At 42.8% G+C, this 18257-nt stretch carries 18 protein-coding genes; 3 read left to right on the top strand and 15 right to left on the bottom strand.

The window, feature by feature from the left end:
* Nucleotides 1–84: 84 nt before the first annotated feature.
* The 7 genes from LVD17_RS14955 to LVD17_RS14925 all read right to left on the bottom strand — a co-directional run bounded on the left by LVD17_RS14955 (nucleotide 85) and on the right by LVD17_RS14925 (nucleotide 5373).
* A complete protein-coding gene (locus LVD17_RS14955) occupies nucleotides 85–810 on the bottom strand; it encodes a siderophore-interacting protein (protein ID WP_233759812.1) in 726 nt (241 codons plus the stop codon).
* Nucleotides 811–854: 44 nt separating this feature from the next.
* Nucleotides 855–1931: an MBL fold metallo-hydrolase gene (locus LVD17_RS14950; RefSeq protein WP_233759811.1), complete on the bottom strand. Its 1077-nt coding sequence runs from the start codon at nucleotides 1929–1931 to the stop codon at nucleotides 855–857.
* 134 nt (nucleotides 1932–2065) lie between these two features.
* Entirely contained in the window at nucleotides 2066–2908 is an 843-nt protein-coding gene (locus LVD17_RS14945; RefSeq protein WP_233759810.1) for an SDR family oxidoreductase, read from the bottom strand.
* A 13-nt stretch (nucleotides 2909–2921) separates the two neighbouring features.
* Nucleotides 2922–3272: a hypothetical protein gene (locus tag LVD17_RS14940; RefSeq protein ID WP_233759809.1), complete on the bottom strand. Its 351-nt coding sequence runs from the start codon at nucleotides 3270–3272 to the stop codon at nucleotides 2922–2924.
* A gap of 6 nt (nucleotides 3273–3278) precedes the next feature.
* Nucleotides 3279–3836 (bottom strand): SDR family NAD(P)-dependent oxidoreductase, encoded by a 558-nt coding sequence (locus LVD17_RS14935; RefSeq protein ID WP_233759808.1) that lies wholly within the window; start codon nucleotides 3834–3836, stop codon nucleotides 3279–3281.
* 179 nt (nucleotides 3837–4015) lie between these two features.
* The gene (locus tag LVD17_RS14930) at nucleotides 4016–4150 is read right to left on the bottom strand and encodes an NAD(P)H-binding protein (RefSeq protein WP_233759807.1); all 135 of its coding nucleotides are present in this window, start codon (nucleotides 4148–4150) and stop codon (nucleotides 4016–4018) included.
* A gap of 335 nt (nucleotides 4151–4485) precedes the next feature.
* Nucleotides 4486–5373 carry an alpha/beta hydrolase family protein gene (locus LVD17_RS14925; RefSeq protein WP_233767966.1) on the bottom strand — a complete coding sequence of 296 codons (888 nt, stop codon included), beginning with the start codon at nucleotides 5371–5373 and terminating at the stop codon, nucleotides 4486–4488.
* Nucleotides 5374–5464: 91 nt separating this feature from the next.
* On the opposite strand from LVD17_RS14925, the gene LVD17_RS14920 reads away from it, so the two are divergent.
* Nucleotides 5465–5821, top strand: coding sequence for a winged helix-turn-helix transcriptional regulator (locus LVD17_RS14920; protein ID WP_233759806.1), 357 nt, complete (start codon nucleotides 5465–5467; stop codon nucleotides 5819–5821).
* On the opposite strand, the gene LVD17_RS14915 is transcribed toward LVD17_RS14920, so the two are convergent.
* Together LVD17_RS14915 and LVD17_RS14910 are read right to left on the bottom strand one after the other, a co-directional pair.
* Nucleotides 5822–6517 carry a LytR/AlgR family response regulator transcription factor gene (locus tag LVD17_RS14915; RefSeq protein ID WP_233759805.1) on the bottom strand — a complete coding sequence of 232 codons (696 nt, stop codon included), beginning with the start codon at nucleotides 6515–6517 and terminating at the stop codon, nucleotides 5822–5824.
* Nucleotides 6514–7539, bottom strand: coding sequence for a sensor histidine kinase (locus LVD17_RS14910; protein WP_233759804.1), 1026 nt, complete (start codon nucleotides 7537–7539; stop codon nucleotides 6514–6516). The genes LVD17_RS14915 and LVD17_RS14910 overlap by 4 nt, the downstream gene beginning before the upstream one ends.
* 556 nt (nucleotides 7540–8095) lie before the next feature.
* On the opposite strand from LVD17_RS14910, the gene LVD17_RS14905 reads away from it, so the two are divergent.
* Nucleotides 8096–9715 carry a pectate lyase family protein gene (locus LVD17_RS14905; RefSeq protein ID WP_233759803.1) on the top strand — a complete coding sequence of 540 codons (1620 nt, stop codon included), beginning with the start codon at nucleotides 8096–8098 and terminating at the stop codon, nucleotides 9713–9715.
* A 376-nt stretch (nucleotides 9716–10091) separates the two neighbouring features.
* Complete coding sequence (locus tag LVD17_RS14900) at nucleotides 10092–12287, top strand: pectate lyase family protein (RefSeq protein ID WP_233759802.1); 2196 nt, start codon at nucleotides 10092–10094, stop codon at nucleotides 12285–12287.
* A 353-nt stretch (nucleotides 12288–12640) separates the two neighbouring features.
* Here LVD17_RS14900 and LVD17_RS14895 read toward each other — a convergent pair whose 3' ends face one another.
* From LVD17_RS14895 to LVD17_RS14870, 6 genes are all read right to left on the bottom strand, one after another.
* The gene (locus LVD17_RS14895) at nucleotides 12641–13513 is read right to left on the bottom strand and encodes a pirin family protein (protein ID WP_233759801.1); all 873 of its coding nucleotides are present in this window, start codon (nucleotides 13511–13513) and stop codon (nucleotides 12641–12643) included.
* A gap of 13 nt (nucleotides 13514–13526) precedes the next feature.
* Nucleotides 13527–14048 (bottom strand): YceI family protein, encoded by a 522-nt coding sequence (locus tag LVD17_RS14890; RefSeq protein WP_233759800.1) that lies wholly within the window; start codon nucleotides 14046–14048, stop codon nucleotides 13527–13529.
* Between the two features lie 28 nt (nucleotides 14049–14076).
* On the bottom strand, nucleotides 14077–14451 hold the full coding sequence (locus tag LVD17_RS14885; RefSeq protein WP_233759799.1) for a DoxX family protein: 375 nt from the start codon (nucleotides 14449–14451) through the stop codon (nucleotides 14077–14079).
* A gap of 132 nt (nucleotides 14452–14583) precedes the next feature.
* The gene (locus LVD17_RS14880) at nucleotides 14584–15165 is read right to left on the bottom strand and encodes a Crp/Fnr family transcriptional regulator (protein ID WP_233759798.1); all 582 of its coding nucleotides are present in this window, start codon (nucleotides 15163–15165) and stop codon (nucleotides 14584–14586) included.
* A 361-nt stretch (nucleotides 15166–15526) separates the two neighbouring features.
* Complete coding sequence (locus LVD17_RS14875; RefSeq protein ID WP_233759797.1) at nucleotides 15527–16609, bottom strand: sulfatase-like hydrolase/transferase; 1083 nt, start codon at nucleotides 16607–16609, stop codon at nucleotides 15527–15529.
* A gap of 103 nt (nucleotides 16610–16712) precedes the next feature.
* Nucleotides 16713–18257 (bottom strand): SusD/RagB family nutrient-binding outer membrane lipoprotein, encoded by a 1545-nt coding sequence (locus LVD17_RS14870; RefSeq protein WP_233759796.1) that lies wholly within the window; start codon nucleotides 18255–18257, stop codon nucleotides 16713–16715.

The following is an 18257-nucleotide window of genomic DNA, read 5'->3' as shown; positions in this document are numbered from 1 at the left end:
CCTGAGGTCACACCTCAGACTCCATAGATACCATGTATAGTGGTTATGCTTAATGATTGTTATAGTTTTTCAAAGCCGGTCATTTTACTCAAGGCCTTTCTTGTCAGGGTTCCAAAATGGTTTGACTTTGATTTGCTTTGTACCCCAGTTTAACTCCTTTAAGAAATATCTGTTTAGCGCTGTACACACTCTGCTATCCCCGGCTATATAGACCATCTTTTTGCCCTTCATTTTAGGTATGAGCTCATTGACTTGAGTGATGATTTTGATAATAGGATTCTGGGGCATTTGATAAAAGTCCAAAGGCTGCCTCCCGTCAATATCAGCAAACAGTTCACTTAATTGCTGACTATAGACTATGCTTTCGACTTGCTTATTCTCTGGCAAATTTCGCCTGATCATATACAGGTGTGATAATGCTGACAGGTCTCCGATCATTAAATAACTATCAGCGCTGCTGTCGACAAGGAACTTTCCTTTTTTCCATGCGAAATGAACGCTGTCCCCTTCCCGTTGCCGGGCGGCCCAGCCGGCACCTGCGCCCTGGCTGTGAGTGGCTATGGCGATATCCATTGTCCCGCTGGTTTGGTCTATATTCCACACTGAGTAGCTTCTTACAGCGTCTTCTCGCTGAAGACTGTCCTCAGTAATACCTATTACAATCCTTAAAAAGTACCCCGGAACAAAATTTATGCTTTTTACAGCTTCACTTTGTATGCTAATCTTATAGACCGAATCTGATATTTTCTCATTGCCTGAAACCCTGCCTTCCTTCAGGATTTGTTTCAGAATAGTTTTTATTAATCCCATTGTGTTAATGTGGTGTCCTTAAATGAAGGAATTAGTGAGGAAATTTATTTTATTTCCGGGGCCACTTGGTATACCCTGGTTTCGCCTTCCTGAAGAGTAATAAAACTGTCTTGGGAAAGCATCTCTTTCTCCAAAGCTTCTGCAAGATCTCGCTGAGGCTGATCAATAGCTTCCGAGGAAAGTTGAAAGGTGCCAAAATGCATACCTATACCTTGTTTAGCCCCTAAATCTTTGTGGGCTATTACAGCCTCAGCCGGATCCATATGTATGGCCTTCATAAATGAACGCGGAGCATAGGCTCCAATCCCAAGAATGGCAAACTCGGGTGCCCCCAGGCGTTCCTTTATGTCTGCAAAGTGTGTGGAATAGCCACCGTCACCTCCAAAATAGATACTGCGCTCTCGGTGGAGTATAAAAAAGCTCCCCCAAAGGCTTTCGTCCTTATCAAAAAGCCCTCGCGCAGAAGAATGCTGGCTCGGGGTAAATGTAATGCATGTTTCGGAATTGACCTGTACGCTCTCCCACCAGTCAAGTTCCTTAACATTTTTAATCCCTATGGACTTAATCAGGTCTTTATCACCAACCGGAACAATTACCTTTGGAGAGAACCGTTCGTCAAGCTGCTTTAATGTTTCCGTATCCAGGTGATCATAGTGATTGTGACTTATCAATACTATATCAATATGGGGAAGGCTATCTATTTCAACACCCGGCTTCCTGACTCTTTTAGGACCAAACCAACTGACTGGGCTTGCTCTTTTTGACCATACCGGATCGGTGAGTATATTCAAATCAGCCGTTTGGATCAAAAAAGAGGCATGGTTCACAAAGGTCAGTGCAATATCATCAGGCTTCAGGTCTTCATTGAGTGAAGGAACTCCTTTATTCTCTAAATTTTCCGGCCACTCTTCTCTGCCTTCTTTCATCATCTGAAATATATCTGATATGCCCGGAGAAAACTGCTTGTCAAGAGTAGGGTTAAAATACTTTTTCCCATTATAGTGATCCGAAACTTTTCTCTCCATACCTGAATCCGAACCACTGAGCTGAAGCGCTCCAAAGCCAAACAGCAATCCTAGCGCGAGAAACAATCCTATACCTATTGTCATAAACTTTTTCATGTCTTGTTCTTAACCGATATAAAGATGAAAAAGGATGAGAGCATGAACCAATTAAAGCGATGAAGTAAGAAAAGTCAGCGAAGAAGCCGCTTGATTGGCGCAAACCATATGCACATCACAACAGGTTTTGCATGTCAGCCAAGGTTGGTTAGCTGCTCACTTTTTTCCCACAATTGCCTCCACAGCACTTCATTATCAACCTGCGCTCCACTTATCGGTACTTCTTTGCATTTGGAAAAATACTTACCGGTAACTCCGGTTATTTCCGGGTCGGTCGCCAGAAATACCGGCGTACGGGCAGCCTTTTCCGGCGTACCCGAAATCAGATGTACGAGTGTACGCATCCACCAGGGCTGTTCATTCATTATAGTGGTTTTAGCCAGACCGGGTTCCAGTATGTTGGCGGTTACTCCTGTGCCTGACAGTCTTTTTGCGAGCTCCCGGGAAAAGAGGATGAGAGCAAGTTTTGCCGGACCCAGCGCGCCGAAGGCAGAGTACTTGCCCTTTTCCATGTTCAGATCGTTAAGGTCTATTTTCGCACCGGGGATGAGATTTGCCACGGTTACAATCCTCGCGGGCGCAGATGCCCTGAGCCGACCGAGCAGGAGGTTAGTCAGGAGGAAGTGCGAAAGGTAATTGGTAGCAAACATCTTCTCTATGCCATCGACAGTCAGTTCACGCGTGGCAAGCATAACTGCAGCATTATTGATAAGCACATGGATCTCCGGATAATTTTGCAAGAGCTCAGCAGCGGCCCGGCGTACATCGGCCTGCACGGCAAGGTCAGCAATTACAATCTCCACCTTATCGTTGCCGCTCTCTCTGGTTATTTCGACCTGGGCCTGTTCCCCGCGTTCCCGCGAACGGGTGAGAATAACCACGGTGGCACCCTTTTTGGCCAGCGCCAGAGAGGTAGCACGACCAATGCCGCTACTCCCTCCGGTGATCACACATACCTTTCCGTGCATTTGATCCATAGTATTATGTTTTTTAGTTAATGTCTGCCATAAATGCACTTTTTTGCCACAGCATATCCTGGGCATTATGGTTTTGCGCCAGCTCTGAGGGGTCGGGGAAAATAGGTTCGCCCTTAACCAGGATCACATATATACGCCCTTCAGGAGGGGTGATTGCTCCCAGCGCTACTTCTGCCAGTGCTTCCCCGGATCGCTCGGGCGTACCCATAATGTATTCGGGACGGAACAGCCCTACAATGCGAAAAACAGTATGCATTAGGAATGTAACCATTACACGCATTATCAGAGAACTGTCACGCCCAAGTCTTGTACCCGGGGTAAGTCCGGGGCTATAGGCAATTACTTCAATTTGACGCTTTTTCACCTCATCCTACCTGGTGAAAGACAATGCCGTTAGCAGGTTGCAGAGCTTTGAAGCAGAATAAGCCCGTATACCGGAACCAAAACCATTCTTGTCAGGATGGGCCAGTCTATCCGGTTCGAGTGTTTTAGGTGCAAACCTGAATACCTTAGGGTCATGGGTTTCACTGGTTGTGATTACGAGCCGCCTGTGAACCGCCATGTAAGGGGCCAGCAAGCGTGCCAGCAGATAATGAGCCAGATGGTTGACCGCAAAGGTCAACTCATAGCCATCGACACTCTTTTTGTCATTAGTAGAAGTTTGCATGCCGGCATTGAGTACAAGGATATTAATTTGGGAATCACCAATCTTCTGTATTACCTCCCCGGCAAATTTCCGAACACTGTCCAGAGATGCCAGATCCAGCGGTACGACCTCGACATATTGAGGTTTTGCTTGTCCGCTTTCCCGGGCTCCGATTATGATCCGGGTATCGGGCTGAACAGCTATGTGCTCCAATGCATGTACACCAAGTCCTGATGTAGCTCCGGTCATGATTACGACACGCTGTGGTTTAGTATTGCCCATTCCTGGTGGTTGGTTTAATATATTATTTCCGTTTTCCATATTCATTTAAACTCTTCGCAGTTTATGGAGGCGTCAGTAAATCAACAGAGGCGTCTGACCAATAAACTGAGAAGATTTTGCCTGTGCCTGTATGAAATCGACTACATCCGCATGTGAAATTCTGCCTCGGTGGATACCCTTCACAAGTGCCTGTCACTAGCAGGCATACGCCTTGGGTCTCGAACCAGCACTATGACCTCATGACCATCAGCCAGAGCAGCTTTTACCAGCTCCAAACCAATGCCGCGAGTAGCTCCAATAATTGCTATTTTCATAAGATATATATGCTCTCAACGGTGTTCGGCTACTCGCATAGTAACCGTATCAAACCCTGAGTATTATTAATTAATACAATTTCGGACCTAAGAGAGACATAAAATAAATTAAAGCGATAAAGTCAGGGATATTAGCGAAGAAATCAGGTTTCAGGGTTCAAATGAGTAGGGAACATAAGAAAGGTTAGCTCTCAAAATTTCAGTTCTGCATGGTCACTAAAAAATCCAAAAGCCGTATAACGACCAAAACAGCTCTAAGAACAGATGCATATTTCCTTCGGCCCCTGAAATATTTAAAAGCACCAAGGCTCTGTAAGGCTCCTTAAAATTCCTGCTTATAGTTCCTGTTGAGACAGAAGCAAATTATCTAACTTATTCACAACGTTCCTCCAGAGGGCATCTTTCATATTTCTTCTAAAGAACCCGAAATGGCCTATATTTTTCAGCCCGAAATCGGACGGCTCTAACTTCGTAAAGCCAATTTCCTGATCGCTTTCAACGTGTTTCCAAAAAGCGTTGATGTTTTTTTCGTTAGAAATCGTATCGTCTGTTGTCCAATAAGTATGGATGGGTAGGTTATAATTTTTGAAATGTCCGCCGGGCACGGTTTTTCCGAAGAATTTTTTATCAAAAAAATAATCTTCCTTTTCCAGCCAGTCTCTCCACTCGTAAACCACATTTTTTGGCAGATTTTCCATCAGCCCAAATGGCTTTGCCTTTACGTATCCTGTAAACAAAACACTTACAGGAGCAAAAACATAAAAGTATAAATAAGCTTTCATCCGGTACGCCAACGGCATATTGGGATAGTAGCCTGAGGAAACTGCAAAATTGACTATACCTTTTACATGGTCCAGGTCTTCCATAAATCCGATCTGTTGTCCTCCTGCACTATGCGCAACAATAAAAAGTGGCAAACCGGAAAACCTCCGGCTTAAGAAAGTTTTGATAGCGGGCATATCTTTCGTCCCGTAGTCAGAAAAAGTAAAATCACATTTTCCCAAATTTTCCGCTGAAGAATTTCCACTACCCCGATAGTCCCAAAGACAACACACATAACCATTTGCTGCTAAGTAATTTAGAAATGAAAGATATACCTCTTTTTTGGTTCCGGTGCCACAATTGAATTGTACAACGGCTTTGGGAAACTCCGGAATAAGCAAAACTCCTCTTAATTTTACGGAATCACTGCACACCACCTCAAATTCTTCTTCTGATATCACCAATAGATGTTTTTTTTTACTAAAATTAGCCAGATCGTCTTATTTTTAAAAGTAGTCATATTTAATGGTCATAGAACAAAATATTAGACCAATGGGAAAAGGCAGAAAAAACAAAGATTTTAACCCCTATAACTGTGGGGTAACTCATTTTTTAAACCTAATTGGTGGAAAATGGAAAATCATCATTCTTTATGCTGTTAGCAAAGATTGTAATCGCTATAGTTCGTTACAGCGAATGATACCTGCTATTAGCAAACAAATGCTGGTAAATCAGTTAAGGGAATTAGAAGAGGATAAAATCATTGAACGCATTGTTTATGCCGAAATTCCACCAAGAGTAGAGTATAAGCTCACCCCCTATGGGAAATCGATGATTCCGGTTATTCAAACTATTAGGGAATGGGGTGATAATGACCTAAAGATGAAAACAGCCGGCAGCCAGGTGTAACTAACTCTTGGGGAATCTTTTGAAAAACTCTTCGAGATAAGTATTTCCGATAGGCACTTCCCTATCAGCAAGATGCACTGTTTTATTTCGGATTGATTGAATTTCATTTACCGGAACGATCGCCGACCGGTTAACTCGCACAAAATCCTGTTCGGGGAGCTTTTCGGCAATGCCCTTCATAGTCATTCGGGTCATTACTGTTTTCTGGTCTTTGATAAATATTTTGAGGTAGTCAGCCATTCCTTCAATAAAAAGAATGTCTGACAACGGGATTCGCACGAGACTGAAATCAGCGCGCACAAAAAGGTGCTTATCTTCGCTAAGGCCCGTGTTATGGATAAAATTGAAGTAATCTTTTGCCTTGTTTACTGCTTGTTCGAAACGCTTCTTGTTAATAGGCTTCAGAAGGTATTCAATAGCATTCAATTCGTAGCTCACGGCGGCATATTCGCTAAAGGCGGTGGTAAAGATAACCATAGTATTCTGTTGCAATGCCTTTACCAGGTTAATTCCGCTGATGCCCGGCATATGGATATCTACAAATAATAAGTCTGCAGGAAATTTTCGCAGGTGTTTCAGCGCTTTGTTAGGCTGTGTAAATGTCTTTTGCAACTCGATGAAATCAATCTGCCTGCAGAGGGTTTCGATCACTTTCAAAGCAAGAGGTTCATCATCTATGGCAATAGCTTTTATCATGCAAGATTAATACGTAGTGAAACCGAAAAATCCTTTTCGGTTTCTGTTATTGACAATAAATATTTTAAAGGATAGATCAATTGCAAACGACGCTTCGTGTTTTCGATCCCTAACCCACTTTGCTCTGTAGTTTCTTTTTGTATTTCTACCTTACGGTTGCTCACCGACAAATGCAATTCGCTTTCTTTCAGTGCAATTTCAATTTTTATATGACTGCGCTGCTCCGCATTTACTCCATGCTTAAAAGCGTTTTCTATAAATGGTATTAGCAGCATGGGAGCAAGCTGGTAAGTTGAGAAGTTTCCATTGAATGTATAATCCAATTTCACCCTTCTGTCCAGTCTGATTTTCTGTAGTTCAATATAATTACTGATATAACACACTTCTTCTTCCAGCAATACAAAATCCTTTTGTGTTTCCCTCATGGTATACCTCATCATCTCAGAAAGCTTATCCACCATATCCGCTGCCTTTGGTGAAGTGTCAATGGCGGTTGCGTAAATATTATTTAACGTATTAAATAAAAAATGAGGATTTATCTGAGATTTGAGAGATGCTATCTGTGCTGTAAATTTTTCTCCCTCTGTTTCTTTAAGGCGATTGTTGACTGCCAGTAAAGTTGATGTTACAATTGAAATGACCAACATTAACAAGGCATTGATCTTAATTACAGGTTGAATTTTTTCAATCAAAGGACTGATATCGGCTAATTTATGCGGGTTAAAACCAGAAAGCGAATTAACTACCCCTGAAAACAAAAATGTCGCAAGAATGGCCAGTAAAAGAAGTGAGAAATATTGCCAGTATTTCTTTTTAAAAAGATACCTGGGAATAAGTAAGAAATAATTGAAATAAAATATAGTAATCAAAACGGCACTAAGCACCAACAACGGAATTCGGGAAATCTCAGCCGGAACAGGGGCAATTGACTGGTATACCTGGCGGGTCAAAAGATACGGAACCAACAAAAGCAGGCACCAACCGATAATGTGTATTTTTATGGTTAAAAGACTGTTCTTCACTTTAGTTTAATTAGACCACAAAGCAAGGATGATATGTGGATGTTACTAAATAAATGCGAAGTAATGAATGATTTTGTAGAGAAAATAAAGCAGGCTGGTGCAACACCCCAAATAAAATAAGTTTTTTTCCTCCTGTTTCCATCGGCAACCCGGGATAAAGCCCCCATGCTTAGGCTGAGGTTGTCATTTTTATTGAACTCTCAGATATTTAGATAGTTATTTTCCTTTTGCAAAGCTTTTTCAGAAAAAAGAAAACCCTTAATCGCCCGTTTTATTCATTCTTGCAACACTTAAAGATGTAGCCGGTACGAGTAATTTCTCTGAAAGTTTGCCTTTCACTTCACTACCCCATAAGTAAGGTGCTTGCTACTCTCTCAACATTTTAATGCAAAACAAGGTGCTCGTTTTTTCTCAAAAGAAGGCAGCACCACTAACTATGAACATATGGACAATAAAAATTAATGACCTTTTTTTAACTGTCTTGGTGGCAAGGGCGGACAGTATTTTCGGCTACCGCTCAGTAATATTTTTAATAAAATCAACCAAAACAAATTTGATGAAACGAATACTATACTTAATACTTCCAATACTCTTTTTAACCGTTGGAAATATCTATAGTCAGGATGTTTGCGCTCCTGTAGGCTGGGCAACGCAAAGTATGAATGTAACAGGAGGTGGGGATGCAATCCCTGTAGTTGTTGAAAATTACAATGAGCTCAAAAATGCACTTAAATCTTCTTCTGTAAAAGTTGTACATATTTCAGGTACGATAACCATTCCACCGGCAGGGCTGATCTATTTCCAGGACCAGGCTGACAAAACAATTTTTGGACTACCTGGCTCTAAGCTGGTCTCTACTGACAGAACATCCGCCGGTTCGGGAATACTTATTGTAAAAAGGTGCAATAATGTGATCATCCGAAATCTAACTTTTGAAGGCCCGGGAGCTTATGATGTGGATGGTTATGACAATCTGCTAATTAGCAAGTGTACCAATGTGTGGGTAGATCATTGCTCTTTCTATGATGGTGTAGATGGGAACTTTGACATTAACAACGGATCAGATCTGATATCTGTAACATGGTGTAAATTTGGATACAATAAAGATCCGCTAGCTGGTGGTTCCGGAGGATCCAATGACCACAGGTTCACTAACCTGATAGGGTCAAGCGATGCTGCTACAGGAGACAGAGGTAAGCTCCGCATCACCTTTCAAAACTGCTGGTGGGCACCAGGTTGCAAGGCACGTATGCCCAGAGTACGATTTGGACAGGTACACATTGTAAACAATTACTTTAACAGCACCGCATCAGCCAGCTGCATACAGGCAGGTAGTGAAGCTAACCTGTTAATTGAAGGTAATGTCTTCGAAAATGTAAAGAACCCTGTTGACCTCATGGACAACCGTTTTACCGCAGTTACGGTTAGAAACAACCAATTTACCGGCTCTACATCAGGCTCCAACACAGGCAGCGGCACGGCATTTACTCCTCCGTATGCTCTGGAAGTGGCTGAACCAGGTACCATAGTCGCCCCTATTACCTCATGCGCGGGAGCTACATTACCTGGTCCCGGGGAGTGCTCTTCTTGTAGTACCTCCCAGGGTGATAGCAACGCAAGTACAGGGTTAGTCTCTTCATTGGTAAAACATGGAAGCGGTTCATCTTCTCAAACCATCAATTTAGGAGAGAGCATCGTAAGCTTTTACTATGACTGGTCCGATGCCAGCACTGTATCTGTAACAGGCATGCCGGCGGGTATTCAGGTTGATATTGACAACAATGCCCGGCAGGTTGTATTTAGCGGTACACCTACTAAATCAGGTGTCTTTGCTTACACAGTTGCCACTGTAGGCGGAAACACTGAGGCTGTTAAAAACGGGACTTTTACGGTAAATGCCAACAGTATGCAATCACGACTTGGTGGAAGCTCTACCAGTGCGAATGAGGCTAATATGCCCGAATTAGAAAACCTGTCCCTGAAGGTTTACCCTAACCCAGTGGAAAACACACTGACTATCGAAGGTAAATTTGAAGGGAACTGGATCTTATTTGACATGCAAAACAGGAAGGTGATAGAAGGAAGCCAATCTACCGTACAATTGGAAGGAATGAAGCAGGGTATATATATCCTGAAAGTGGAAGAGAATATGATCAGAATAATAAAGAATAACTGATCCGGCATCTGATCTTTGAATTGAAAACAACCTTCGCGCAGGCGGGGGTTGTTTTGTTTTATATAAATCGTCCTTTCATATCCCAAGTAATTCACTATTTACCATCAAGCTGAGACTCTTGCGGCCAGTACTTCCTAATGCAGCTCACATACAAATTACCTGACAATTAGACGGTTAATACTTTTTGCAAAGCTTTTTCAGGAAAAAGCAAATTGAGAAACCCTAATTTTTCCATAATTGAATTTCAGACCGGCAATAAAAATAAATTCTTAACAATGAGGCTGCCATGCAGTGTCGCAAACTAATCTACTTATGTAACAGAAACCTATTTCATTACCCTTAACCTAAATCCATTTTTAAATTTTAACCTAATCCAATGATGAAGAAAATCTATTATCTAATTTTTCTGGTCGTTATTATTACAACCAGCACAGTATTTAGCCAGGATCTTTGTTCTCCTGTGGGATGGGCCACTCAGAGTGGCTCCATAACAGGTGGCGGAAATGCCACTCCGGTAGTTGTGGACAGTTACGACGAATTAAGAGATGCGCTTAAGTCATCATCTGTAAAAGTGATCCATGTATCAGGCACCATCAATATTCCATCAGGAGGCCGGGTCTACTTTCAGGATCAATCAGACAAAACGATCTTCGGTTTACCGGGGTCCAGGTTGGTTTCAGCAGATAAAACCTCAAGTGGCTCAGGAATCCTGATCGTGAAAAGATGCACCAATGTGATCATCAGAAACATGACCTTTGAAGGCCCTGGAGCTTATGATGTGGATGGCTATGATAATTTACTGGTTACCAACAGCACCAAAGTCTGGGTTGACCACTGTGAATTTTATGACGGGCTGGATGGTAATTTTGACATTAATGACCAGGCAGACCTGGTATCTGTCACCTGGTGTAAATTTGGTTATAAGAAAGCGCCCCAAAGTGGAGGTTCAGGAGGGTCTGACGACCACAGGTTTACAAATCTGATTGGCTCCGGTGATGGTGCCACTAACGACAGAAGCAAACTCCGGGTAACTTTTAAGAATTGCTGGTGGGCTGAAGGTTGTAAGGCACGTATGCCAAGAATCCGGTTTGGCAAAGTACATATCGTAAACAACTACTTCAACAGCACCGCTTCAACCTACTGCATACAGGCCGGGTTTGAGTCTAATATTCTGATCGAGGGCAATGTTTTTGAAAATGTAAAAAACCCAATAGATCTGATGAATAATACCTTCACTGCCGTGACGGAGAGGAATAACCTTTTTACCGGAAGCACATCAGGAAGTAGATCAGGGAGTGGTGTTGCATTTACACCTCCATACCAGTTAGATGTAGCCAACCCAAATACTATTGTGGGTCCGATCACATCATGTGCAGGAGCAACTCTTCCTGGTCCGGGAGAGTGCTCTTCCTGTGGTGGCGGAGCAGGCTGTACACCTACAGCCATCACTCCATACACTCAGATCAATGGCGGGAGCTGGAATGTAACAGCAACTGCGACAGTTGATGCCGGTAACACTGTAAAATTCGGTCCTCAGCCTATTGGCGGATCGTGGAAATGGAGCGGCCCTAATGGTTTTTCTGCCACCAGCAGAGAAGTAACGATCAGTAGCATCCAGTCGGGTAGCGCAGGAAACTACGTAGCTACCTATACCAATAGTGAAGGATGCAAAAGCACGCAGACATTCAAAATTACCCTTAACTGTACACCAACCTCCATCACACCATATGCACAGATCAATGGGGGAAGCTGGAATGTGACCTCCTCGGCAACTGTAAATGTTGGTGGCAGCGTCAAGTTCGGTCCCCAGCCTATAAGCAGTGGCTGGAGTTGGAGTGGTCCGAATGGTTTCTCGGCGTCCACTCGTGAGATAACTCTTAGTAATGTGCAAACCAGCGCTGCCGGAAACTATGTTGCTACCTTTAACAATAGTAGCGGTTGTAAAAGCTATCAAACCTTTACCGTAACGGTCAATGCTTCTGATCCCGCCGTTTTGGAAAAACATGGATCCGGTTCATCATCACAAACAGTTAGCTTAAGGCAAAATATTGTTAGTTTTTACTATGACTGGTTCAATGCCACTTCTGTCAACGTCAGCGGTGTTCCTCAGGGTATTCAGGTTGCTATTGATAACTCAGCCCGGACAGTTTCTTTTAGCGGAGCACCTACCCAGACGGGTACGTTCAACTATACCATCACAACAGTGGGTGGCTCTCCTAATGCCTCCAAAGGTGGGACGTTTGCGGTAAATACAACTTCCGCAGCAAGGTTAGCAGGCGAATCAAGTATGAAAGACGACACAGATAACAGCCTGAATAATCAGGTTTTGGAAGTATACCCTAACCCATTTGAGCAGATTACCACCTTTAAATTCAGACTGGCGCAAAAGGGATCGGTTTCTCTCGATATCTACAGCGCTACCGGCACCCATATAGCAGAAGTAGTCAATGCCACTTTTGAGGCAGGGGAGCATGAGGTGGCCTTTAAAAGAGACGCACTTGAATCAGGAATTTATATCTATGTGCTGGAATCGGAACAGAACACTTTACGTAAAAGATTGGTAATAGAATAGTATCTCTTTACCAGAAATAAAAAAGAGGTTTTAAAGTAACCTCTTTTTTTACAATCTTCCGTAATCTATTTTTTTACTTTTCAAAACCACTGTTAGGACCAACCGATACTCTGTAACTATATCAAACCTGACTTTCGGATGTTTCAAGGTTTTCCCACAACTACTTAGCTGCTTCAGATCTTAAGAAAACTACCATGGACTAACCAAATTTTCCCGGGCAAAATAAATGTGATTTAAGTTAATGATGCCAATCTTAGCTTTATAGTTTCTTACACCTGTTCAATTCTATAAGCATCTTTCTTGAGTCAATTTATGGTGGCCTAACGCCATTTCAAATTTTCGGTCATTGCATTCTAAGATTTATTTTTATAGTTGATCGTGCCATACTTCCCTTTATAGAAGTCGTTATAAGCTTGAGAAATTTCATGCTCCGTATTCATTACAAAGGGCCCCATAGCAACAATGGGTTCATCATAGTGTTCCCCGCCAAAGAGTAGAATGTCTAATACATCTTTTGATGTATTTTTGATTTCTATTTCTCCTTCATTCCTGTCAAACTCTACAAATTCACCTGCAAGATACTCCGCATCATTAATTTTCGCATTCTGAGCAGGAAGAAAAGCCGCCACCTCGGTTTTTTCAGTAAAAGAAACGGAAACCCGCTTATCGGGTTCAAGATGAATGTGATAAAGGAACTGCTCTGAATAGTTCGGAATCCCGGATTTCAGATCCTCATAGCTCCCAACAATTACCTTAAGCCAACCGCTATCATCAGGCAGTTGTTTCAGTGGAACTTTAGCAGCCTGAATATCCATATATTCAGGTTTTTCTGTTTTAATTTTTGAAGGCAGGTTTATCCAAAACTGAAATCCGTGCAGGTAAGGGTTAGCTGTTTGAGAATCCGGATTAGCCGTTTCATCATGAATAATCCCGCTTCCTGCTTTCATCCATTGTATTCCTCCAGAACGCACCTTAGCATGATTCCCTGCACTATCATAATGCTCACCTTCTCCGCTGAGAATATAAGTAAGGGTTGCAATTCCTCTGTGAGGGTGTGCACCAGTTCCTGCTTTCATTTTTTTGGTTAGCATTTGAGGCCCCATGTGATCAAGAAAAACAAAGGGGCCTACTGCGTTAGCATAACGATTAGGCAGAATACGATGAATGGCAATATCACCAATATCTGCCCGATTTCCTTTTCCTGAAAAACTAATTTTCTTTTTCATGTCAGTTAGTCATTTAATCTAATACACATGTAATAGTAATATCCACTTCGTCCCCCACCATGAATGTTCCCGTTTCCTCACCAATTTTGTAATCCAGTCTTTTCACTTTCAAGGTTCCCGTTAACTGACTTCCTGATACAGCAAATGGTATTGTAACATCCTTTACAACGCCGTGCATTGTTAACTTACCTTTAACCTCATAGCCATGACCTGACCTCGTGATCAGTGTCGACTGAAAGCATATTTTGGGATACTTCTCTGCATTAAAAAAATCTGCTGTCAGCAAATGTGCGTCCCTTTTTTTATTGCCTGTATTTACTGTGGATGCATCGATACACACATCAAAATCTGAAAGTTTAAGATTATCGGGGTCAAATTTTATCGTGCCGCTCATTCCTTTAAATGTGCCCTCCACTGCATTGATTTTCATATTACTGATTTCAAAATTGACTATGGAATTATCTGTATTGATACTTTGTGCTGTTAATTGAAAAACAGATAAAAGGAAGAGGCCATGTATGATTACTTTTAACATAAACTTTGTTATTTAATTGATCATTATTTTATTTAACCATGGGTAAATACTTCTCTCGGTTTTCGATGATTACCCAAGCATTAATAAAGAACAATACTAGTCCCATACCAACTCCTGCTACGTCATGGGTCAGGTGATGGATCACAATGCCTGCCATTACAGGCAGCAGTACAATGGCACCTAAGGCTCTTGTTTTGGGGATTGCAATCAGGACACCTCCTACAATTTCTACAAGCGCAACCAGGGGCATCAGCCATTTAACAGTCAGTAGCGCACCAAATATGGCCATCATTTGCTCAGGCATTTCCGGCATAGGCATGTAGTTAAAGAATTTGTTTAATCCGGAATTGACCATCATCAGCCCAAACAGGATGCTTAATACTAAAATGATTTTGTTTTTCATGTCTTTGTGTTTTTAAAAGTGAAACGATTGAAAATAACAACACAAAGTTGGGGTGACATCAGCATTCAAAGCGATGACAAATGCTAAAAAAAACTGTTGACAAATGTCAATGAAAAAGGATCTGGCAGGGTATTACTTCTTTACTGCTTTACTACGAACACGGCTTAGTGTTTCTTTTGTAATGCCCAAATAGGAGGCGATGATATGTTGTGGAAATCGCTGTATAAATTCCGGATATGTTTTGGATAGCTCATCATACCGTTCCTCAACAGAAAGGCTGATTGTTGCATTTACGCGTTTTTGCAGAGCAAAAGCATGGTTGTCGTCAAGGCGGTTTTTTGTCTCAATAAAGGCTGGGAGCTCATTCAGGGTTGACAAGTCTGCCTGTGTGGCAATCAGCAAATCAGTTTCTTCCCAGGCATCTATGTAATATAATGACGGTGTAAGCATGGTAAAGCTTTCTCTATCACCGGCCCACCAATTTTCTATTGACAGACGAATAATATGTTCGTTCCCTCTGTCATCCACACTATACTGCCTCAAAGCTCCTTTTACAACAAACCCAAGGTATTTACATACTTCACCCTGCTGCAAAAAATATTGTCGCTTTCTCAATTTCTTAGGTAAAAAAATGCTCTTTATCCGCTCAATTTCGCTGTCATTGAGTGGAGTTGTTGAGTAGTTGTTAATATATGAAACTAGTTGATTATACATTTTGGTAACCAGATATCTACTGCCTTCTCTTGCTGCACCATTAAGTGTACAATTCAGCAGTTAGGCTCACAAATTTGCCTGGTACCGGAATGATTCATACATATAAAGTGTGCCTGTACAGACATCGAAGATACCAAATTATTTAGAGGGTGAAAATCTCTTGCCTGCAAGATTATTTGATTCGTTTCTTAGACCATCTATTTTTTATTAAGTAAAGTATACCAGCTCGCAAAAGACTTCGCAAGCTGGTATTTGAAGTTGTAGCGGACCGACCTTCCATTGCAGTAATGCAACCCTTCAGATAGGGAGGCTCCGGAAACTTAGTAAAGCCGATATTCAAACCACTAACAAATAATTACCACTACTCTATCATACTATATACAGCATCCCCTACCTGCCGTTCATTTTTGTAATCATATCCCAACAAGGCTGCTGCTGTTTTGGCAAATTGGTTTTGATAGTATTGCCCTGATTTCACTACTCCCAAGGCAGGGGTGTCCGGGCCAATGATCGCAAACCATATCTGGTCAGCACCTTCTATATCAGTACCGTGCGACTTCCAGGTTTCTTTGGGTACTGTGCCCCGGCCATGGTCAGTGGTGATCAGAAAGGTGGTTTTGTTCTTGTACTGCGGGTGATGCTGCACATAATCCCAAAGCTCTTTAATAAACTGATCTGTTTGGTGTGCTGACTTTAAGTACGCCTGATAGTTACCATTATGGGCAAAATCATCCGTTTCCCCGTAGGCGATATAAACTACCCTGGGTTGATTTTTCTGAATGTACTCCTTGGCAAAATGATGTGTAAAGGCATCAAGCCGTACACCGCCCCATGGGCTGGGAATTTCCTTCTGAAGCTGGTTCAAAAATTTCTCCCGTTCTGTTAAATCCTTACCGGTGGCAGACTCAAAGCCTGCATTTACCGGTACACCGCTCCTTTCCTCATTGATGATATAAGGGAAAACATCCCATGAGCCAAAGGCTGCAACTTTTCCTTTCAGTCCCTTTTGTCCGTTAAAGAATTCCAGCACGGTTTTGTTTGGGTTAGGTATTTTTTTGTTGCTGTTGATGTTTTTATCATCAGCAAAGCCACAAAGTATCTCATTGTATCCCGGATATGAAAACCACATGCCGTTGGAGCAATTCACTTTACTCCCCAGGTTACGGTCGCCGTAAAGCTGGCCTTCACTGGCCAGAGTGCTCCAGAAAAATGGCATGAGTGCCTGTCTTCTTTCTGTAGCTGTATTTTTCCAAAACAGCTTCTTCAACTCTTCAGGATTATCTACATATTCTTTGTCACCGATAAGGCTTGAATCCGCTCCGGTGTAAAGCTCCTGCCAACGTAATCCATCTAATGTAATAATGATTAAGTTCTCAGTTTTGCGCTGGCCAAACACCATCCCTATAACCATCAACAAACAGAGTGTAATAGTGAATCTTTTCATACAGTTTTTTAGAGTTTAGTCTTGAGTTATGAGTATTGAGTACCCTACTTAGGGGTAAAGGTATTATAGCCTGACAGGCTTTTTCAGCCTGTCAGGCGTTTTTTTAGTCTACATCCCACCACACTCTTGTGGTGATGAGATCAGCACCTTGTCTTTTAATTGCTGCCTCATAGGCTTCAGCATTCAGTGCCTGGGCATCCGATGGGTACTGAAACCTTACCGGAACCGTATTGATCACTGCTCCGGGACCCGGGGTAATTTCAGGGTATCCTGTCCTTCTCCAGTCAAACCATGCTTCCATGCCGTTAAAGAACAGCGCAATCCACTTTTGTACACCGATTTTCCGCAACTTCTCCTGTTGCGTACCGGTGTAAGCCACATCAGCCTGGGCATAGTAGCCGGCCTCCGGCTGAACTACCGCGGCAAGTTCTGTAAAACCTCCTGCCTGCAATCTGGATTCGTAGTAATCAAAAGTAGAAGAAATACCTTCCATATAATAATCCTCTGCAGTACCGGCAGAAATAAACCCTCTCTCGCTGGCTTCCGCAAGTATGAATTGCAGCTCTGCATAGCTCATGATCACTGTTTCGGCAGCGATTGGGGAGGCCAGTTCATCACATGCCCGGCAGGAGAACATCAGCCCTACCCGCGAGATAAAGTTTGAACCGCCTTTGGCCGGGTCGCCACTTGGAGAGTACTGCAGCGCTTCCTCATCGGGCAAACCGTTGGGCACTCCTTCATAATCTTCCGGGGCACCTGCCAGGCCGGCATCCGAATCCGTGGTAGGCTGGGCGTATACATATAGCCTCGGGTCATTTAGCGCCTTTAGCCTGTCTTCCATATTTTCGCTCAGTCTGTATTCATCAAAAGAGCCTGACCGGGTGGTATACAACGGCTGCTGATTCGGTGCATCTGGCAGGTACGTAAGCGCAGCCTGATCATCATTGCTTTCAAAAACCGGAGTTGCAGGATCATTGAGGATGGCCTGCATGGCACCTGAAGGATCAAGCCTGTCTGACAATCTCATTAATATTCTCAAACGCAGAGAGTTGGCAAACTTCTTCCATTTGGCAACATCACCATCATACAAAATATCACCTGCCAACGTTTCCCCGCTACTTCCAAGCAATGTATTGGCCTCCTCCAGATCAGCCAAAATACCGGTATACACATCGCTCTGAGGGTCAAAGGCAGGCAGATTAATCCCGTCTTTGGCCTGTAAAGCATCGGTGTAAGGCACATCACCATAAGCATCGGTCATTACATGATACATCCAGGCTTTCATAACCAATGTGACACCTCTATAGTTGTTTTCTCCTGACTCTTCAGTGATCTGAAGTATATTGTTTACATCTCTAAGGGCAGTGAAGAAGGTATTGTAAGGGTTGCCCTGCGGCCCCCAGTTGTATCTGTCCTCATTGGTAAACTGGATTTTGCCGGTATACTGCATCACAACGTTTCCATAGCCCCAGGCCAGGCTTGCCGACTCGTTCACAGGGTTATTGATGATGGTAGGGAGCAACAGCGACGGCGGTACATCCTCAGGGCTGTTCGGGTTTTTGTTGATTTCCTGAAAGTCGTCGTCACATGCCGCTACAAGGAACATTAGCAAAAAAGCTCCCAGTATTTTGATGTTTATTTTTTTCAT

This window comes from Fulvivirga ulvae (assembly GCF_021389975.1).
Classification (GTDB): domain Bacteria; phylum Bacteroidota; class Bacteroidia; order Cytophagales; family Cyclobacteriaceae; genus Fulvivirga; species Fulvivirga ulvae.
This window is presented reverse-complemented; position numbering and strand designations above follow the sequence as displayed.

What these genes read in the sequence shown, in the direction of transcription:
- LVD17_RS14955 (WP_233759812.1), bottom strand. Translation starts at nt 810, where the DNA reads ATGGGATTAATAAAAACTATTCTGAAACAAATCCTGAAGGAAGGCAGG.
- LVD17_RS14950 (WP_233759811.1), bottom strand. Translation starts at nt 1,931, where the DNA reads ATGAAAAAGTTTATGACAATAGGTATAGGATTGTTTCTCGCGCTAGGA.
- LVD17_RS14945 (WP_233759810.1), bottom strand. Translation starts at nt 2,908, where the DNA reads ATGGATCAAATGCACGGAAAGGTATGTGTGATCACCGGAGGGAGTAGC.
- LVD17_RS14935 (WP_233759808.1), bottom strand. Translation starts at nt 3,836, where the DNA reads ATGGGCAATACTAAACCACAGCGTGTCGTAATCATGACCGGAGCTACA.
- LVD17_RS14930 (WP_233759807.1), bottom strand. Translation starts at nt 4,150, where the DNA reads ATGAAAATAGCAATTATTGGAGCTACTCGCGGCATTGGTTTGGAGCTG.
- LVD17_RS14920 (WP_233759806.1), top strand. Translation starts at nt 5,465, where the DNA reads ATGGGAAAAGGCAGAAAAAACAAAGATTTTAACCCCTATAACTGTGGG.
- LVD17_RS14915 (WP_233759805.1), bottom strand. Translation starts at nt 6,517, where the DNA reads ATGATAAAAGCTATTGCCATAGATGATGAACCTCTTGCTTTGAAAGTG.
- LVD17_RS14905 (WP_233759803.1), top strand. Translation starts at nt 8,096, where the DNA reads ATGAAACGAATACTATACTTAATACTTCCAATACTCTTTTTAACCGTT.
- LVD17_RS14900 (WP_233759802.1), top strand. Translation starts at nt 10,092, where the DNA reads ATGATGAAGAAAATCTATTATCTAATTTTTCTGGTCGTTATTATTACA.
- LVD17_RS14895 (WP_233759801.1), bottom strand. Translation starts at nt 13,513, where the DNA reads ATGAAAAAGAAAATTAGTTTTTCAGGAAAAGGAAATCGGGCAGATATT.
- LVD17_RS14890 (WP_233759800.1), bottom strand. Translation starts at nt 14,048, where the DNA reads ATGTTAAAAGTAATCATACATGGCCTCTTCCTTTTATCTGTTTTTCAA.
- LVD17_RS14885 (WP_233759799.1), bottom strand. Translation starts at nt 14,451, where the DNA reads ATGAAAAACAAAATCATTTTAGTATTAAGCATCCTGTTTGGGCTGATG.
- LVD17_RS14880 (WP_233759798.1), bottom strand. Translation starts at nt 15,165, where the DNA reads ATGTATAATCAACTAGTTTCATATATTAACAACTACTCAACAACTCCA.
- LVD17_RS14875 (WP_233759797.1), bottom strand. Translation starts at nt 16,609, where the DNA reads ATGAAAAGATTCACTATTACACTCTGTTTGTTGATGGTTATAGGGATG.
- LVD17_RS14870 (WP_233759796.1), bottom strand. Translation starts at nt 18,257, where the DNA reads ATGAAAAAAATAAACATCAAAATACTGGGAGCTTTTTTGCTAATGTTC.